This window comes from Agrobacterium sp. CCNWLW155 (genome assembly GCF_036888815.1).
Lineage (GTDB): Bacteria > Pseudomonadota > Alphaproteobacteria > Rhizobiales > Rhizobiaceae > Agrobacterium > Agrobacterium radiobacter.
In genome coordinates this window covers 323,811-339,821 of the sequence record NZ_JBAKFW010000002.1, presented here as the reverse complement: position 1 = coordinate 339,821, position 16,011 = coordinate 323,811, and the positions used below count along the sequence as shown (strand labels likewise).

At 60.1% G+C, this 16,011-nt stretch carries 15 protein-coding genes; all 15 read right to left on the bottom strand.

The window, feature by feature from the left end; genetic code table 11:
- Positions 1-40: 40 nt before the first annotated feature.
- On the bottom strand, positions 41-1,630 hold the full coding sequence (gene lnt / locus V6S97_RS10210) for an apolipoprotein N-acyltransferase (RefSeq protein WP_262513208.1): 1,590 nt from the start codon (positions 1,628-1,630) through the stop codon (positions 41-43).
- A 188-nt stretch (positions 1,631-1,818) separates the two neighbouring features.
- Positions 1,819-2,958 (bottom strand): hemolysin family protein, encoded by a 1,140-nt coding sequence (locus V6S97_RS10205; protein ID WP_035212583.1) that lies wholly within the window; start codon positions 2,956-2,958, stop codon positions 1,819-1,821.
- Between the two features lie 15 nt (positions 2,959-2,973).
- Entirely contained in the window at positions 2,974-3,480 is a 507-nt protein-coding gene (ybeY, locus tag V6S97_RS10200) for an rRNA maturation RNase YbeY (RefSeq protein WP_060722835.1), read from the bottom strand.
- Between the two features lie 10 nt (positions 3,481-3,490).
- Positions 3,491-4,546, bottom strand: a complete 1,056-nt coding sequence (locus V6S97_RS10195) for a PhoH family protein (RefSeq protein ID WP_026363799.1) — start codon at positions 4,544-4,546, stop codon at positions 3,491-3,493.
- Between the two features lie 40 nt (positions 4,547-4,586).
- Complete coding sequence (gene miaB / locus V6S97_RS10190) at positions 4,587-5,990, bottom strand: tRNA (N6-isopentenyl adenosine(37)-C2)-methylthiotransferase MiaB (protein WP_334426748.1); 1,404 nt, start codon at positions 5,988-5,990, stop codon at positions 4,587-4,589.
- Positions 5,991-6,052: 62 nt separating this feature from the next.
- Positions 6,053-6,850: a lysophospholipid acyltransferase family protein gene (locus V6S97_RS10185; RefSeq protein WP_099085709.1), complete on the bottom strand. Its 798-nt coding sequence runs from the start codon at positions 6,848-6,850 to the stop codon at positions 6,053-6,055.
- 30 nt (positions 6,851-6,880) lie between these two features.
- On the bottom strand, positions 6,881-7,309 hold the full coding sequence (locus V6S97_RS10180; protein WP_020011052.1) for a Fur family transcriptional regulator: 429 nt from the start codon (positions 7,307-7,309) through the stop codon (positions 6,881-6,883).
- Between the two features lie 69 nt (positions 7,310-7,378).
- Complete coding sequence (locus tag V6S97_RS10175; RefSeq protein WP_334426746.1) at positions 7,379-7,873, bottom strand: N-acetyltransferase; 495 nt, start codon at positions 7,871-7,873, stop codon at positions 7,379-7,381.
- A gap of 68 nt (positions 7,874-7,941) precedes the next feature.
- Positions 7,942-8,610 (bottom strand): tRNA (adenosine(37)-N6)-threonylcarbamoyltransferase complex dimerization subunit type 1 TsaB, encoded by a 669-nt coding sequence (gene tsaB, locus V6S97_RS10170; RefSeq protein WP_099085710.1) that lies wholly within the window; start codon positions 8,608-8,610, stop codon positions 7,942-7,944.
- Between the two features lie 17 nt (positions 8,611-8,627).
- Positions 8,628-9,191 (bottom strand): NifU family protein, encoded by a 564-nt coding sequence (locus V6S97_RS10165; RefSeq protein WP_003503755.1) that lies wholly within the window; start codon positions 9,189-9,191, stop codon positions 8,628-8,630.
- Positions 9,192-9,336: 145 nt separating this feature from the next.
- Entirely contained in the window at positions 9,337-9,828 is a 492-nt protein-coding gene (locus tag V6S97_RS10160) for a universal stress protein (protein WP_003503758.1), read from the bottom strand.
- Between the two features lie 114 nt (positions 9,829-9,942).
- Entirely contained in the window at positions 9,943-11,007 is a 1,065-nt protein-coding gene (gene trpS / locus V6S97_RS10155) for a tryptophan--tRNA ligase (protein ID WP_087743287.1), read from the bottom strand.
- A gap of 103 nt (positions 11,008-11,110) precedes the next feature.
- Positions 11,111-11,515, bottom strand: a complete 405-nt coding sequence (locus tag V6S97_RS10150; RefSeq protein ID WP_087743285.1) for a VOC family protein — start codon at positions 11,513-11,515, stop codon at positions 11,111-11,113.
- Positions 11,515-13,104 carry a murein biosynthesis integral membrane protein MurJ gene (gene murJ, locus V6S97_RS10145; protein WP_031234217.1) on the bottom strand — a complete coding sequence of 530 codons (1,590 nt, stop codon included), beginning with the start codon at positions 13,102-13,104 and terminating at the stop codon, positions 11,515-11,517. The genes V6S97_RS10150 and murJ overlap by 1 nt, the downstream gene beginning before the upstream one ends.
- A 7-nt stretch (positions 13,105-13,111) precedes the next feature.
- Positions 13,112-15,940: a [protein-PII] uridylyltransferase gene (locus V6S97_RS10140; protein ID WP_003503765.1), complete on the bottom strand. Its 2,829-nt coding sequence runs from the start codon at positions 15,938-15,940 to the stop codon at positions 13,112-13,114.
- Between the last annotated feature and the right edge of the window lie 71 nt (positions 15,941-16,011).

Below are 16,011 nucleotides of genomic sequence, written 5' to 3'. Positions count from 1 at the left end.
ACGACTGACGTATTCACTATGCAATTGTGGGGGTTCGCGGTCAATTCTGGCGCCGCGCAAAACTCCACGCAGGCAATACCGCGACGATTATCAAGATGGAAAAAATCAACCAGAAATACGTCCGATGTGTGTCGTAGGTAAATGCGTCGTTTGACCCACCACTCAAAGTGGCGTCAACAATTCCGACCCGACCGTAGTCCAGCCCTGCAATAATGCGGCCATAGGGATCGATGACGGCAGAAATTCCGGTATTGGCGCCGCGAATCACCGGCACGCCCGTCTCAACGGCCCGTACTCTCGCCTGCAGAAAATGCTGATAGGGGCCGGGCGTATCACCGAACCAGCCATCATTCGTCACGTTCAGGATGGCGGCCGAGCCGGCCAGCCCGGGCGTCATCTCGCCCGGGAAAATGATCTCGTAACAGATCAATGGATAGAAGGTCTTGCCCGAAGGCAGCGTGAGCGGCGTACGCGAAGAGGCCGCGGAAAAACCTCCCGGCAGGGCAATGACATTGTCGATACCGAATTCCCGCAGGATGCCTTCAAAGGGGACATATTCGCCGAAGGGGGTCAGATGCACCTTGTCGGTCGCACCGATGATCTCGCCCTGGCTGTCGATCGCATAGACCGAATTATAATAACGCGGCGGTCGGCCGGCCCCCTGATCTTCCATTCTGACAGCGCCGGTGAACAGCACCTGTCCATCCTCCAGCGTTCTGGCGATTTCCGCCAGAGCATCCGGGTTTTGCGTCAGGATGAACGGGACGGAGGTTTCCGGCCAGACGATGATATCAGGGCGTTTTTTCCCTGCGCCCGGCGACAGGGCCGTCAGCCGCAGATGATCGCTGAAAATCTCGGCACGGTCGTCGTTCAACATCTTGCGGGACTGATCGATGGAAGGCTGAACGATCCTCACCGTCAGGGCGTCCGCCGGGATCTCCGCCGGCGTCTGCAAGCGATAAAAGCCATAACCGAAGTGGGCGGCCAGCAGCAGGCCCGCCAGCGCCAGCCCCGGTCCCATGCCTTTTTTCGTACCGATCAGCGCCGGTGCAGCGAAGATGAAAACCGCCAGCGTCGTGATACTGAAAAGACCGAGCAGATGCGCTGACTGCATCATGATCGGGATGGGCATGATGCCGTAACCGATGGCGTTCCAGGGAAAGCCGGTCGCCAGAAAACTGCGCAGCCATTCCGAAAGGCCGAAGGCCGCGGCAAGCGCCGCGATGCGGCCAAGGCCATCCGACCAGAGGAGATTGGCGGCGGCAACCGCAAAACCGTAAAACAGCGCCAGAAACGCCGGCAGACCGAGGATGGCAAGTGGCAGTGCCCAGGCGAATTCATCAGCCTCCAGCAGAAGCGCATTGCCCAGCCACCACAGGCCGGCCACGAAATAACCAAGCCCGAAACACCAGCCTATGCCGAAAGCCGGCAGAATACGGCTGAAGAGGCCGCCGCCGGGCTTTCCCGTGCAGCCGTCCACGAGCCAGACGAGCAGGGTAAAAGACAGAAATAGCGCCGCGAAAAAGCCGAATGGAGGCAAGGCAAGCGCCCCGACCGCACCTGCAGCAATCGCCATCACTGCGCGGCTCATGCCGCCGGCCAGCATTACCTTGCCTGCAAGACGCTCCATGCCATCTCCGTTTATGCGCGTGTGGAAAAGCCCGCAGCCACGGAATTTCCCCTCAGACTCGACGTAAAGGAAAAAAGATTCGCAGTCCACAGGAGGGATGACGACCGGAACGCCGTGCGGCCTTTTGGCCGCTCCGGCCTGTCAAATTGCTGCGTGGCGGAGGTGACGGGGCATCCCCGTCACCTTTCCTAATCGGCGTTGTGCTGGTGCGTGATGAGGCGAACATCCGGCGCGGGCAGCGCAATGACCCCGTTGGCTTCGCCCGGAGCGCGGTCATCCTCACCTTCGGAGCCATGATCCCGGGCGATACGAACGCCCTTGATGCGCCGGCTATCCGCATCGAGAATCTGGAACTCGAAACCGGGTACCGCGCGAACCACCTCGCCCTTGGCCGGAATGCGGCCGAGTGCGAAAAAGATGAGACCGCCGAGCGTGTCGATTTCTTCGAGATGTTCGCGCACGTCGAATTCCGGCCCGATCACCTCGGCAAGTTCGGTGAGTTCCGCACGAGCATCGGCAACAAGCACATCGGCGGAAAGGCGCGAGAACATCGCCTCGTCCTTGTCGTGCTCGTCATCGATATCGCCTACGACCATCTCAACGATATCCTCGTGGCTGACGAGGCCGTCCGTGCCGCCATATTCGTCGATAACAAGTGCAAGCTGTGTTCTCTGCGCCTGCATCGTCTTCAAGAGATCGGAAGCGAGCATCGAGGGCGGTGCGAATAGAATTTTGCGCACCAGCCCGGCATCGGCGACCGTCTGCTCAAGATCCACCCGAGCCAGATCGAAATTCGGCCGCGGTGAGCGCGGCGCCTTCACCTCGCCATAAGCGACGCTTCGCGATCCGGCGCGGCGCTTGTTGCGGGCCTGCTTGGCGACATAGGCCAGCAGATCGCGAATGTGGATCATACCCTTCGGGTTATCCAGCGTCTCATCGTAGACCGGCATCCGGGAACGTCCGGTTTCCTCGAAGAGGATCAGCGCGTCGCCGATCGTCATGTTCTGGTCGAGACCATCGATATCGACCCGCGGGATCATAATATCTTCGACCCTGATCTCACGGAAACGGAGGATATTGTTCAGCATCGCCCGTTCTTCAGGCGAAAAGGCCGCACCGATTTCGGTGTCGTCCATCAGTGCATCGGTCAGATCCTCGCGCAGGCGTTCACCCTGGGATGGTTTCAGCAACCGTGCGATGCGTGACCAGATGGTCGATTTCGGCTTGGCATTGTAGTCGTGACGTAAGTGACTACTGCCCTCCTCCGAAGAGGACTGCTCGCCGTTTTCTCTGCCCTCATTGGCAGGTCGTGCAGAATGTTCGTTCATGGCTCCAGACAATATTTAAAGCGGTTCCTGACCCGCGTAGGGATCAGATAGGCCAAGCACCGCCAAAATGCGAGTCTCAAGCGACTCCATTTCTTCCGCTTCTTCCTCGTCCATGTGGTCATAACCGAACAAATGGAGGAACCCGTGGACGAGAAGATGGGTCAGATGATCCTCGAAACTCTTCTCAAGTTCAAGAGCCTCGCGTTCAACCGTCTCGCGCGCGATGACGATATCGCCCAGCATCGGGCCCGGCATTCCGCCCGGTTCCAGCGGAAAAGCGGGGAAAGACAAGACATTGGTCGCCTTGTCCTTGTCGCGCCACTCGGCGTTGATTTCCCGGATATTTTCATCGTCGGTGAAGACCAGCGAAAGTTCCACGGGCGTTTTCGGGAAGGGTTGCTCCTCTTCCCTCTTCAAAAACTCAACCGCCGCATCCAGCACTTTGGTTGCAAAGGCAAGCAGGTCCTCTTCCGAGGACCAGCCTTCGGCCTCGACGCTGATTTGAATATCCAGAGCTGTCATTGTCTTTGCGTCAGTCGCCCTTCACGAGGCTTTCGTCCGGCACGGCCGTGTGGGATTCGTAAGCCCGGACGATGCGCGCCACCATCGGATGACGCACGACGTCGACATCCTTGAAGCGGACGACGGACACGCCTTCGACATCGGTGAGGATTTGCAGGGCCTCGACAAGACCGGATTTCACGCCGCGCGGCAAATCCACCTGGCTCGGATCACCGGTCACGATCATGCGGCCGTTTTCGCCAAGACGGGTCAGGAACATCTTCATCTGCATCGTCGTCGTATTCTGGGCTTCGTCCAGAATGACGGCGGCGTTGGCGAGCGTGCGTCCGCGCATGAAGGCCAGCGGCGCGATTTCGATGACACCCGCCTGAATGGCCCGCTCCACCTTGTCGCCCGGCATCATGTCATAAAGCGCGTCATAAAGCGGGCGCAGATAGGGATCGACCTTTTCCTTCATGTCGCCGGGCAGGAAGCCCAGACGCTCGCCTGCCTCGACGGCGGGGCGTGAGAGGATGATGCGGTCGACCGCGCCACGCTCCAGAAGCTGGGCCGCATGCGCCACTGCCAGATAGGTCTTGCCGGTGCCGGCGGGACCGACGCCGAAAACCAGCTCGGACTGTTCCAGCGCCCGCATATAGACATCCTGCGTCGGCGTGCGGGCAGCGATGGTCTTCTTGCGGGTGGAAATCTGCGCCATGGAAATCTTCGCCTTGCGCTCCATCGTCGGCAAGGTCAGCTGGTCGTCTGCGGCCATGGCCATGCGGATCGCGCCTTCCACGTCGGAAACTTCGGCGGTGCCGCCCTTAAGCAGGCGCTCGTAGAGGAAATCCAGCGCGCGGCGGGCCTGGTTGGTAGCGACCACATCGCCGGTGATGGCAACGGAATTGCCGCGCGGGCGCGCATCGATATTGAGGCGCTGTTCCAGCAATTTCAGGTTCTGATCGAACTGACCGAATAGCTCTCCCGCTATCCTGTTATTCTCGAACGTGAGGACAAAGTGATTGGCGTCGGTCGCGGCTTGGCGTGGCTGGCGCGATGAAGGTGATACCAATTCATGTGCGTTCAAGCGGTCAGGCTCCTGTCCCAATCAGTGTCGGCTCCTCACTCTAACTCTCTGCCACCTCGGCAAACAAGCTGTTTGGACCCGTTGCGGTGATTCGTACATTAACAATGTCACCGATTTTCAACGTCTTTGCATCAAGATTCACGGATTGCAGCCATGGAGAGCGACCTATCAACTGCTCATGCATGCGACCGGGCTTTTCCAACAGCACATCCATGGTTTTTCCGACCAGCGATTCCGCAAATTCCTTCTGCTGCCGCAGCAACAGCGCCTGCAATCTCTCCAGACGCTCGGCCTTCACCTCTTCCGCAACCTGATCCGTGAGATCAGCGCCCGGCGTGCCGGGACGGGTGGAATATTTGAACGAAAAGGCCTGCGCGTATTTTACCGTCTCGACCATCGCCATTGTATCTTCGAAATCGCGATCCGTCTCACCGGGGAAACCGACAATAAAGTCTCCCGACATGGCGATATCAGGGCGGGCGGCGCGGATTTTTTCGATAAGCTGGATATATTCCTCGCCCGTATGGCGACGGTTCATCGCTTTCAGAATGCGATCGGAGCCAGACTGCACCGGCAGGTGCAGATAGGGCATCAGGATGCGCAGATCGCGATGCGCGCCAATCAGGCGATCATCCATGTCGCGCGGATGGCTGGTGGTATAGCGAAGCCGCGCAAGGCCGGGAATTTCCGCCAGCCGATACAGCAATTCGGCAAGTCCCCATTTCTCGCCCTGCGGGCCTTCGCCCTGCCAGGCATTCACATTCTGGCCAAGCAGTGTGATTTCGCGCACGCCGGCATCAACGAGCTTCATCGCTTCATCGACGATCTGGCGCACGGGGCGCGAGACTTCCGAACCGCGCGTATAGGGCACGACACAGAAGGTGCAGAACTTGTCGCAGCCTTCCTGCACCGTCAGAAACGCCGTGACACCGCGCGTGCGCAGCGTCGCCTTTTCGGCGACCGGAAGATGCTCGAACTTGTCTTCGACGGCGTATTCGGTTTCGATGACGCGCTCGCCGCCGCGTACGCGCTTCAGCGCATCCGGCAGGCGATGATAGGTCTGCGGGCCGATGACGACATCGACGGCAGGCGCACGGCGCAGGATTTCCTCGCCTTCCGCCTGTGCCACGCAACCGGCAACGCCAATCATGAATTCGCGGCCCTGCTCTTCGCGGGATTTTTTCATGTCACGCAGGCGGCCAAGCGCCGAATAGACCTTTTCAGCCGCCTTTTCGCGGATATGACAGGTGTTCAGCAGAACCAGATCGGCCTCGCCCATATCCTCGGTCTGAACGTAACCATCCTTCGCAAGCGCATCGCTCATGCGGACGGAATCGTAGACATTCATCTGACAGCCATAGGTCTTGATGAAAACCTTGCGGCTGTTCGAGCCCTCGGGGGCGATCATGGATTGGGCGTCAAGGCCAAGCGTTTCCTGGGTCATGGCGGCTATCTAGTGTTTTTCCCGGCCAGATTAAACAGAAAAATGCCGGAAAAGCTACGATCTCACGAATTCCGCCAGCCGCCGCGCAGGCTGAAGGCCAGCATGGAGCGGATGGTGGCGGCAACATCGGTCGCCAGTCGCTTGCGGTTGTCAGCGCTGTGAAACGGAACGCTGTCACCGAATGTCACGTCGACATCAATGGCACCGGCCCTGATGATGCCGAGCAGATGCGGCACGAGCGTGATGCTGCCCGGCCAGGCGGCAATGACGCGGTGGTAACGACCCATGGCCATGCCATGCACCCGCGTATAGGCGATAGCGACCGGCTGCACATACACCAGCTTGCCCGGAACCTGTTCAGCCGCAGTGGAAGCCGCGCCGAACAACGAGGATTTGACGGCGAGCATGCGGTTGCCATCCGAGGTGGTCCCTTCGGGGAACAGGACGACAATCTCGCCATCGGCCATGCGGCTGGCGATCTCGCTCACCTGCGCGCCGGTGCTGCGCTTCTGCTCGCGCTGAACGAAGATGCTTTTCTGCAGCCGGGCAAGCCAGCCGAAAACCGGCCAGTCACGCACCTCCGTCTTGGCGATGAATACCACGTCGGCAATGCTGCCCAAAACGAGGATGTCTTTCCACGAGGCGTGATTGACCGCCAGCATCAACGGTTTCGCGCGCTCCACATCCCCGTGGACGTGAACGCGGATGCCCAGAACATGGCAGGCAATGCGGTGCCAGATGCGCGGAATGCGGCGGCGAATCCGCCAGTCGAAGGCAAGGCCCAGCAATTGCAGCGGCAGCAAGACGAGCGTGACGATCAGGAGAACGACCGCGATATAGGCTGTCCGCAGCCACATCATGATTGGACCGTGCGCTTGTTCACCGGCGTCTCAGTGTTCGCCGGGCTTCAACGGCACGCCGTAAAGTTCCAGCCGGTGATCCACGAGCTTGAAACCGTGTTCCCGGGCGATCTTTTCCTGGAGGGCCTCGATCTCGGGCGAATGAAACTCGATGACCACACCGTTCTTCAGATCGATCAGATGGTCGTGATGTTCTTCAGGCACAGTCTCGTAACGCGAGCGGCCATCGCGAAAATCGTGACGTTCGATGATGCCGGCATCCTCAAACAGCTTCACCGTTCTGTAGACGGTGGAAATCGAGATGCGCGGATCCACGGCGGAGGAACGGCGGTAAAGTTCCTCGACATCGGGGTGGTCTGCCGATTCCTGAAGGACGCGGGCGATGACGCGGCGTTGGTCGGTCATCCGCATGCCGCGCTCGGCACAAAGTTCCTCCAGCGTTTTCGAAAGGTCTATCACGTCTTCTGGCCTTTTGAGTATTCCGGTTGAATTTCGGGGCTCTCGCCGAAAAATGCCTGTCGCAGGGAACTAGCGAAGATCGCGGCGCATGACAAGCGCCGTCGACTTCGTTCCATCCTTGGCGGTGTAATAGGCCTTGCGTTCCGCGACGGTGTTGAAACCGAGCTTCCTGTAGAGCCCGAGAGCGGAGACATTGTTATTGTCCACCTCGAGAAACATGGTTTCAGCGCCACGCATCATCGCCTCGCGGATGGCCGACTGCATCAGGCGCCAGCCGAGACCCGCGCGTGCGAACTTGTCGGCCACGGCAACTGTAAGGATTTCCGCCTCGCCCGCCACCTCCCGCGCCAGCACGAAACCGCCGAGCGGTTTGCTGAAAAATGCGTTGGTCTGGCGTGCGACGGCGCCGAAAACCGACCCTTGCGTCAATAGTCCGGAGAACTCCCCGTCGTTCCACGGGCGCGGGAAGCGCAAGGCATGCAAATCCGACACCGCGGCGCAATCCTCATGCTGCATCGGCACGATCTCGAAATAGGGTTTCCAGGTCAGATAGTCGTCAAACATCACAAAAATCAGGCATCACAAAAATCGGGCGTCACGGGAATCAACGGCATGCATCAAGGCTTGCCCTATCAGGCAACGCCCTGACGTGCCAGCGCAAAACCAGTCTGTGGCCGGGCGTCCGGCCCGCGCAGATAAAGCGGCGCGGGTTTCGGCTGGCCCGCCGGCTTGCGCGCGGCCGCACGCGCCACCGAGGCGATCGGGAAATGATCCGGCCCCGAACCGGTCTCCGCGCCCACGAAAAGGGGTGCAGCGGAACCGATGACGGCGCCATCGAAACTGTCGATGACCATCCTGGCGTCTTCAAGCGACAGGAGGCCGGCATCGCGAAGCGGCGATCCGTCAGCCGAAAATGTCTGGAGATAGGTTTCGCCGCGCTTGGCATCCAGCCCGACAGCCACGGGCCGGTCGGGGTTTTCCAGCAGGTGATGCAGGGCAAGCGTCTCGAGCGTGGTCACGCCCATTGCTTCAATGCCGAGCGATAGGGCAAAACCACGCGCAGCGGCGACACCGACACGGATACCGGTGAAAGACCCCGGCCCGATCGTCACGGCAATGCGTTCGACATTCCGGAGCGACAGTTGCGCCTGCTCCAGAGCCCCGTCGATCACGGCCATTAGTCTTTCGGCATGGCCCTTGCCGATCGTTTCGCAGACCTCTCCGAGCACCCTGTCTGAGATGCTGTCATAGATGCAGGCGGAACAATCCACACCTGAGGTGTCGAGTGCGAGAACAATCATGACCTGGCTTTACAGCATTATACCGCTTCGACTTCGCGCACTTCCGGCACGAAATGGCGAAGCAGGTTCTGAACGCCATGCTTCAGCGTGGCGGTGGAGGACGGGCAGCCCGAGCAGGCGCCCTTCATGTTCAGGAACACCGTCCCGTCGCGGAAACCACGGAAGGTGATGTCGCCGCCATCCTGCGCCACGGCGGGGCGAACGCGGGTATCCAGCAGTTCCTTGATGGTCGCGACGATGGTTTCGTCACCCTCTTCGAAGAACTCGCCTTCTTCATCCGACACTTCGGCCGCAATAGCCGTGCCCATGATCGGGCGGCCAGACATGAAGTGCTCCATGATCGCGCCCAGAATGGCCGGCTTCAGGTGCTGCCATTCCGCGCCGTCCTTGGTGACGGTGATGAAATCGAAACCGAAATAAACGCCGGTAACCCCCGGAATGGTGAAGAGGCGCTCCGCCAGGGGCGAAGCCTGCGCCTGCGAAGGATTGAGAAACTCCACCGTCCCGCTTTCCAGCACCACCTTGCCCGGCAGGAACTTCAGCGTGGTGGGGTTCGGCGTGGCTTCCGTCTGAATGAACATCGTCTTCTCCTTCGAGGTCGCCGTTCACGCCCCGTAATTTAGAATTCTTCCAAAAAATACGCCCGGCGAAGCTTCACTTCAAGCCCTGACATGATAATTACATTCAAGAAATCGTCAGCCCCTAAATCTTGCCTGAGCCCCGGGGTCAGCAGAGTGCGTCGATTTCCTCGTCCGATAACGTATCCGGCAGCACGGTGACGGGGATCGGGAAGGCTGCCCCTCGCCCGGCAATGGAGGAAACGAGCGGTCCCGGCCCTTCTTTGGTCGATCCCGCCGCCAGAACGAGAATCGCGATATCGCGGTCTTCCTCGATCAGCCCGTGGATCTGCTCGGTGGCGCTGCCTTCGCGAATGACAGCTTCGGGCTCGATTCCGATGGTCTCACGAACCTTCTGGGCGATCTTGGCGAGTGTGGCTTCCGCCTCCTCCCGCGCTTCCGCCCGCATGATCTGCTCGACACCAAGCCATTGCTGGAAGTCGCCTTCCGGGATCATGTAAAGCAGCACAAGCCCGCCATTGGAATTCTTGGCGCGACGACCGGCATAGTGCACGGCCCTTTCGCATTCCGGTGTGTCATCGATAACAGCGAGAAACTTGCGACGATGCCCTTCCAGACGCGACAGCCGTTTTGAAACCATTCTGCACTCCCTAGGTCCGCCGTGATCCGAGAAACCGCCCGACGGTTCGGGCGGAGATTATATCAAATCACGGCAGGCGCAAACCGCCCACCGCATCCGCGCAGCAGCGACCTGTCAGCGCAGGAAGCCGATGATATCGCGCACCTCGTTCATCGTCTTTTCGGCGATGGCACGCGCCCGCTCGCCACCTTGGCTGAGGATGGCGTCGATATGGGTCGGGTCATCGAGAAGACGGCGCATCTCATTATTGACCGGTGCCAGGACATTGACGGCAAGCTCGACGAGGGCCGGCTTGAAGGCCGAGAACTGCTGTCCGCCGAATTCCGAGAGCACATCGGCCTTGGTCCTGTCGGACAGGGCGGCATAGATGCCGACGAGGTTTTCGGCTTCGGCACGGCCTTTCAGGCCTTCCACTTCGCTCGGCAGCGCGTCCGGATCGGTCTTTGCCTTCCTGATCTTCTTCGAAATCGCATCGACATCATCCATGAGGTTAATGCGCGACAGATCGGAGGGATCGGACTTCGACATCTTCTTGGTGCCGTCCTTCAACGACATCACACGCGGTGCCGGACCGCCGATCAGCGGTTCCACCATCGGGAAATAGGCGTGCACCGGCTCATCGCCGACCGTGATATCGAGCCCAAGCCCCGCCTTGCGGATATGATCGCTGAAATCGATGTTGAATTTCTGGGCGATGTCGCGTGCGAGTTCCAGATGCTGCTTCTGGTCGTCGCCGACCGGAACATGGGTGGCGCGATAGACGAGAATGTCGGCGGCCATCAGGCTCGGATAGGCGAGCAGACCGAGCGAGACCTGCTCGGCATTCTTGCCGGACTTGTCCTTGAACTGCGTCATACGCTCCATCCAGCCGATGCGCGCCACGCAGTTGAACACCCATGCCAGTTCCGCATGTTGCGGCACGGCCGACTGGTTGAAGACGATGTGCTTCACGGGGTCGATACCGGCTGCGATGAAGGCGGCCGCAATCGAGCGGGTCTGCGCCTTCAGGTCGGCGTGAACGAGCTGGGCGGTGATGGCATGCATGTCGACGACGCAATAGATGCAGTCGTTATCTTCCTGCAGCGCCACGAACTTGCGGATCGCGCCGAGATAATTGCCGAGATGCAGATTGCCGGTCGGCTGGACGCCCGAGAAAACCAGCGGCTTGAATGCGTTCATTGTCGTCCTCGAAAAGGCTTGTGGAGGGCCTCGCCCCATGGTTGGAATTGCACGCGCGCTTATGCACCCGCAGCCCCCCGCAATCAAGCGGTTTCAGGGCTTGTCAGCCGCGCGGTTCCAGAAGATCCCAACGATTTCCGTAAGGGTCAACAAAGACCGCAACGGAGCCGTAAACCTCATGGCGCGGCTCCTCCAGAAAGCCCACACCACGGGCAAGCATGGTCTCGTAATCGCGCTGGAAATTGTCGGTATGCAGGAAAAACCCGACACGCCCGCCCGTCTGGTTGCCAATGGCAAGCCTTTGCTGCTCGCCATCCGCCTCGGCAAGCAGCAGGGCGCCGCCCTCGGTCCCTTGCGGCTTCACCACCAGCCACCGTTTGCCGTCGCCAAGCGGCTGATCGGAAAGGCATTCGAACCCGAGAACGTCGCAATAAAACGCCTTCGCCCGGCCGTAGTCATCCACGACAAGCGTGACGAGCGCGATGCGGCGGTTTTCAGCAAAGGACATCAGCCCGCCTCCGTCTCGACGTTCTTTTTGCCGCGCTTGCGAATGGCTCTCTTCACCATGCCGATATCGGCCCCACCCGAAACGAAAGCCAGCACGAAATAAACCAGCATGGCCGCGAAGACGAGAGCCATGATGGTGCCAGCCCGGATGAAAATGGACGAGGCGGAAGACAGCTCGAATGTCAGCCAGGTCAGCGCATAGTGCACGAAACCGGCCATCAGGGCCGCGGCCAGCAGCAAACGCGGAATGCGGGTCAGCAGTGGAATATCCACATGCCAGTGACCGCGCCACAACAACATGCCGAACAGCAGAGCGGCATTGACCCAGCCGGCAGTGATTTCTGCAATGGCGATGCCGGGACCGCCAAGGCGCGGGAAGAGCGTCAGCGCCAGCGAGACATTCACGACAACGGAAATCGCCGCGAAGATCATCGGCGTGCGGGTATCCTCACGAGCGAAGAAACCGGGAATAAAGGCCTTGATCAGAACGAAAGCCGGCAGGCCCAGACCGTAAATGCCGAGGATTTGCGCAACGGTGATGGTGGCCGAGGGCGAGAAATTGCCGCGCTCGTAAAGAAAACGCACGATGGGCTCCGCCATGACGAGAAGGGCCGCGGCGGCGGGCAAGGTCAGAAACAGCACGAATTCCACCGAGCGGTTCTGCAGGCTTCCCGCCTCGACCATATGGCCGCCGCGCAAAGCCCGTGCCAGTTCCGGCAAGAGCACGGTGGCCACCGCGATGCCGACGACGCCGAGCGGCAGCTGGTAAATCCGGTCCGCATAGGCAAGCGAGGAGATCACCCCTTCACCAGCAGAAGCGATATTGGTGTTGATCAGCAGATTGATCTGGGTAATGCCGCCGGTGATCGCGGCGGGCAGGGCAAGAACCAGAAGCCGCTGCACATTTTTGGTCATCCGCGGCCTGCGGAAGCCTATGCGCATGCCGGCATTGCGCACGGCGATCCAGACGATGGCAAGTTGCACCACCCCTGCCACCATAACACCCCAGGACAGGGCGTAACCCACCTGCAGAGGATCGTAATTCTTCCACCACGCCAGAGCGAGAACGCCGATGAGGATGATGTTGAGGAACACAGGCGCGATCGCGGCCGCAAAATAACGGTGCAGCGAGTTCAGCATGCCGCCCATCATCGCCGCCAGAGACATGCAGGCGAGATAGGGGAACATGATGGTCGCGAGCCGGACGGTGTTGTCGAATTTTACCGGATCTTCCAGGAAGCCCGGTGCAATCACGGTGCGCACGATGAACGGCATCGACAGTTCCATCAGGATCGTCAGCGCCAGGAGCACGGTGAAGAGAACACCGAAGACCTCCTCGGAAAAGCGCCTTGCGCCCTCCATGCCATTCGCCTCGATTTCCTTGGCGAAAAGCGGCACGAAGGCCGAATTGAACGCGCCTTCGGCAAAAAGTCGCCGGAAGGTGTTCGGAAAACGAAAGGCGGCGTTGAAGGCATCGGCCACGGGGCCTGTGCCGACGGCGGCGGCCATCAGGGTTTCGCGGAGGAAACCGAAGATGCGGCTGCCGAGCGTGGCGGTGCCGACGGTGGCGAACTTGCCGATCAGACTCATGGGCGCTTCAAGCCTTTGCCGTGCGCGCGGCAGGCAGGGCCGCCACGTCTGGATGGGCGATGATGCCGTTCGGCATGCGGTCACGCAATTCGTCTTCCTGTTCGCTCATCACGGCCTTCAGGCGCTGCGCAATGCTGGCCTGGCGGTTGTCGTTCGTCACCTTCTGGCCGAAGAGATCGGTCACATAAAAGGTGTCGATGACCTTTTCGCCGAAGGTGGTGATGCGGGCGGAGTGAATATCGAGCGACAGATCGGCAATGACAGCCGTCATATCAGCCAGAAGTCCCGGCCGGTCGAGGCACTCAACCTCGATGACGGTGAACTTGTTCGACAGCCCGTTGGAAATGATGACCGAGGGCGGAATGGTGAAAGCGCTTTTCTTCCTGCGGCTCTTGGTCCGCGTGGCGATCATTTCCGGAAGGCGCTGCTTGCCGGAGAGAACCTCCTCGATAAGCTTGCCGACATTGTTGCCGCGCCGCGTCTCATCTTCGTCGATCGGAAATTCGCGATTGATCAGGATCGTATCCAGCGCCCGCCCGTCGGAGGTGGTGAAAATCTGCGCATCCGCGATATTGGCGCCGGCCGCCGCACAGGCGCCGGTGATGATCGAAAGCAGGCGCGGATGGTCCGGCGCCAACACGGTGATTTCCGTGATGGCATGGAAGGAATGGGTGCGCACCATGGTCGACAGCGCCTTTTCCTGCTTGTCGGCCTCGCGAATGAAGCGGGTGTGTCGCACCTGGTCTTCCAGCGCCACCGTCAGCAGATAGGGCTCGTAATGCAGCTTGGTGTATTTGCGCCGCGCCTTCTGGCCCCAGTCATCGAGAGCATCGTAAAGCGCCTGCCGGGCAATCTGCGCCCGTTCCTTGCGGGAGACTTCCGAGAAGCCGCCTGACAGAAGCAGCTCGGTCTCATAATAGAGCGAGCGCAGCAGCTGCCCCTTCCAGCCGTTCCAGACCCCTGGACCAACAGCGCGAATATCGCAGACCGTCAGGATGAGCAGCATCTTCAGCCGCTCCATGGATTGCACCTTGTCGGCGAAATCGGTGATGGTCTTGCGGTCATGCAGGTCACGCGTCTGGGCGACCATGGACATCAGAAGATGCTGCTCGATCAGCCAGACGACCATTTCGGTCTGCTTGCCGGTCAGCCGGAAGCGCTGGCAAAGCTTGCGGGCCACGCGCGCGCCAGCAATCGAGTGATCCTCCTGCCGGCCCTTGGCGACATCGTGCAGCAGCACGGCCACATAAAGCGCCTCGCGTTCCTCCACGCTCGGCATCAGCTGGTTGGCGAGCGGGTGGGCGTCGACAGCCGTTCCCTTGTCCACTTCCGACAACACGCCGACGGAGCGGATCAGATGCTCGTCCACCGTATAGTGATGATACATGTTGAACTGCATCATCGCGACGATCTTGCCGAATTCGGGGATGAACTTGCCGAGCACGCCGGCCTCGTTCATGCGCCGCAGCGTCAGCGCCGGATCGCGTCGCGAGGTAAGGATCGACAGGAAAAGCCGGTTCGCCTCCTCGCTTTCGCGAAGCTCATCGTTGATGAGCGACAGCGAGCGGGTGACGACGCGCAACGCATCCGGGTGCAGTTCGAGATTATTGATATCGGCGATGTGGAAGAGCCGGATCAGATTGACCGGGTCGTTCTTGAAAACATCAGGCTTGGCGAGCGCAATGCGCCCCCGGTCCTCGACAAATTCCACCGAGCCGGGAATCTTGCGCACACGATGGGCGAAGCGGCTGAGAACGCCGGAAAGGCCCGGCACGTCTTTCGCCTGGCGATCCTCAAGTGCTGCGCAGACAATGCGGGTCAGGTCGCCCACATCTTTCGCCACGAGGAAATAGTGCTTCATGAAACGCTCGACGGCGGAAAGGCCCGGGCGCGGCTGGTAACCCAGCGCATCGGCGATTTCGCGCTGAATGTCGAAAGAAAGGCGCTCTTCCGCCTTGCCGGTGATGAAGTGCATCTGGCAACGGACAGCCCAGAGAAAATCATCGGCCTTTTCGAACAGCCGGAGTTCCGGCCGTGACAGGACGCCAAGCTTGACCAGATCGGCCGTATCGCGGACGTGGTAATAATATTTGGCGATCCAGAACAGCGTGTGCAGGTCGCGCAACCCACCCTTGCCTTCCTTGACGTTCGGTTCCACCAGATAACGCGTATCGCCCGCCTTGCGGTGGCGCTGGTCACGCTCGGCGAGCTTGGCGGCGATGAATTCCGGGCCGGTGCCGGTGACGACTTCCGACTCGAAACGCTTTTCGAGATCATCGGTCAGGGATTTCTTGCCGCAAATCGCCCGCACTTCCAGAATGGCGGTGCGAATGGTCATGTCGGATTTGGACAGGCGGATGCATTCATCCACCGTGCGGGTGGCGTGGCCGACCTTAAAGCCGAGGTCCCAGAGGAGATAGAGCACAAACTCCACGGCCTTGTGCATGTCAGGCGTGTTCTTGGCCGGCAGCAGGAACAGGAGATCGATGTCCGATCCAGGCGCCAGCGTGCCGCGACCGTAACCGCCGACTGCCGCGACCGCGATCTGCGGCGCATCCTTGGGATAGACATATTGGCAGGCGAGATCATAGAGGATTTCGATCAATCGGTCCTGAAGCCAGGAGATGCGCCGGGCGCAATCAATGCCGCTGCCATCGGCCTTCAGCAGTTCTCTAGCCTTTTCCCGGCCTTCCGCGCTGGCCTTGCGGAAAATCGGCAACAGGTCGGACCTGATATCGGCGGTGCGTTTGCCGTCTTCCTTAAAGATGATGTCGCATTCGCGCTTCAGCGCCGATACATCGAGAATGTCGGAAAAATCCAGGTCCTTGATGGCCATCTATGCCGGTATCCATGTCCTGTGGGATAATCCCACCGCTTGCGATGGGAGTGTCCTATAGCGAGTTTTAA

Excerpts from the sequence above, each read along its gene's own strand:
- lnt (WP_262513208.1), bottom strand. The coding sequence starts at position 1,630 with ATGGAGCGTCTTGCAGGCAAGGTAATGCTGGCCGGCGGCATGAGCCGC.
- V6S97_RS10205 (WP_035212583.1), bottom strand. The coding sequence starts at position 2,958 with ATGAACGAACATTCTGCACGACCTGCCAATGAGGGCAGAGAAAACGGC.
- ybeY (WP_060722835.1), bottom strand. The coding sequence starts at position 3,480 with ATGACAGCTCTGGATATTCAAATCAGCGTCGAGGCCGAAGGCTGGTCC.
- miaB (WP_334426748.1), bottom strand. The coding sequence starts at position 5,990 with ATGACCCAGGAAACGCTTGGCCTTGACGCCCAATCCATGATCGCCCCC.
- V6S97_RS10185 (WP_099085709.1), bottom strand. The coding sequence starts at position 6,850 with ATGATGTGGCTGCGGACAGCCTATATCGCGGTCGTTCTCCTGATCGTC.
- V6S97_RS10175 (WP_334426746.1), bottom strand. The coding sequence starts at position 7,873 with ATGTTTGACGACTATCTGACCTGGAAACCCTATTTCGAGATCGTGCCG.
- tsaB (WP_099085710.1), bottom strand. The coding sequence starts at position 8,610 with ATGATTGTTCTCGCACTCGACACCTCAGGTGTGGATTGTTCCGCCTGC.
- V6S97_RS10165 (WP_003503755.1), bottom strand. The coding sequence starts at position 9,191 with ATGTTCATTCAGACGGAAGCCACGCCGAACCCCACCACGCTGAAGTTC.
- V6S97_RS10160 (WP_003503758.1), bottom strand. The coding sequence starts at position 9,828 with ATGGTTTCAAAACGGCTGTCGCGTCTGGAAGGGCATCGTCGCAAGTTT.
- trpS (WP_087743287.1), bottom strand. The coding sequence starts at position 11,007 with ATGAACGCATTCAAGCCGCTGGTTTTCTCGGGCGTCCAGCCGACCGGC.
- V6S97_RS10150 (WP_087743285.1), bottom strand. The coding sequence starts at position 11,515 with ATGTCCTTTGCTGAAAACCGCCGCATCGCGCTCGTCACGCTTGTCGTG.
- murJ (WP_031234217.1), bottom strand. The coding sequence starts at position 13,104 with ATGAGTCTGATCGGCAAGTTCGCCACCGTCGGCACCGCCACGCTCGGC.
- V6S97_RS10140 (WP_003503765.1), bottom strand. The coding sequence starts at position 15,940 with ATGGCCATCAAGGACCTGGATTTTTCCGACATTCTCGATGTATCGGCG.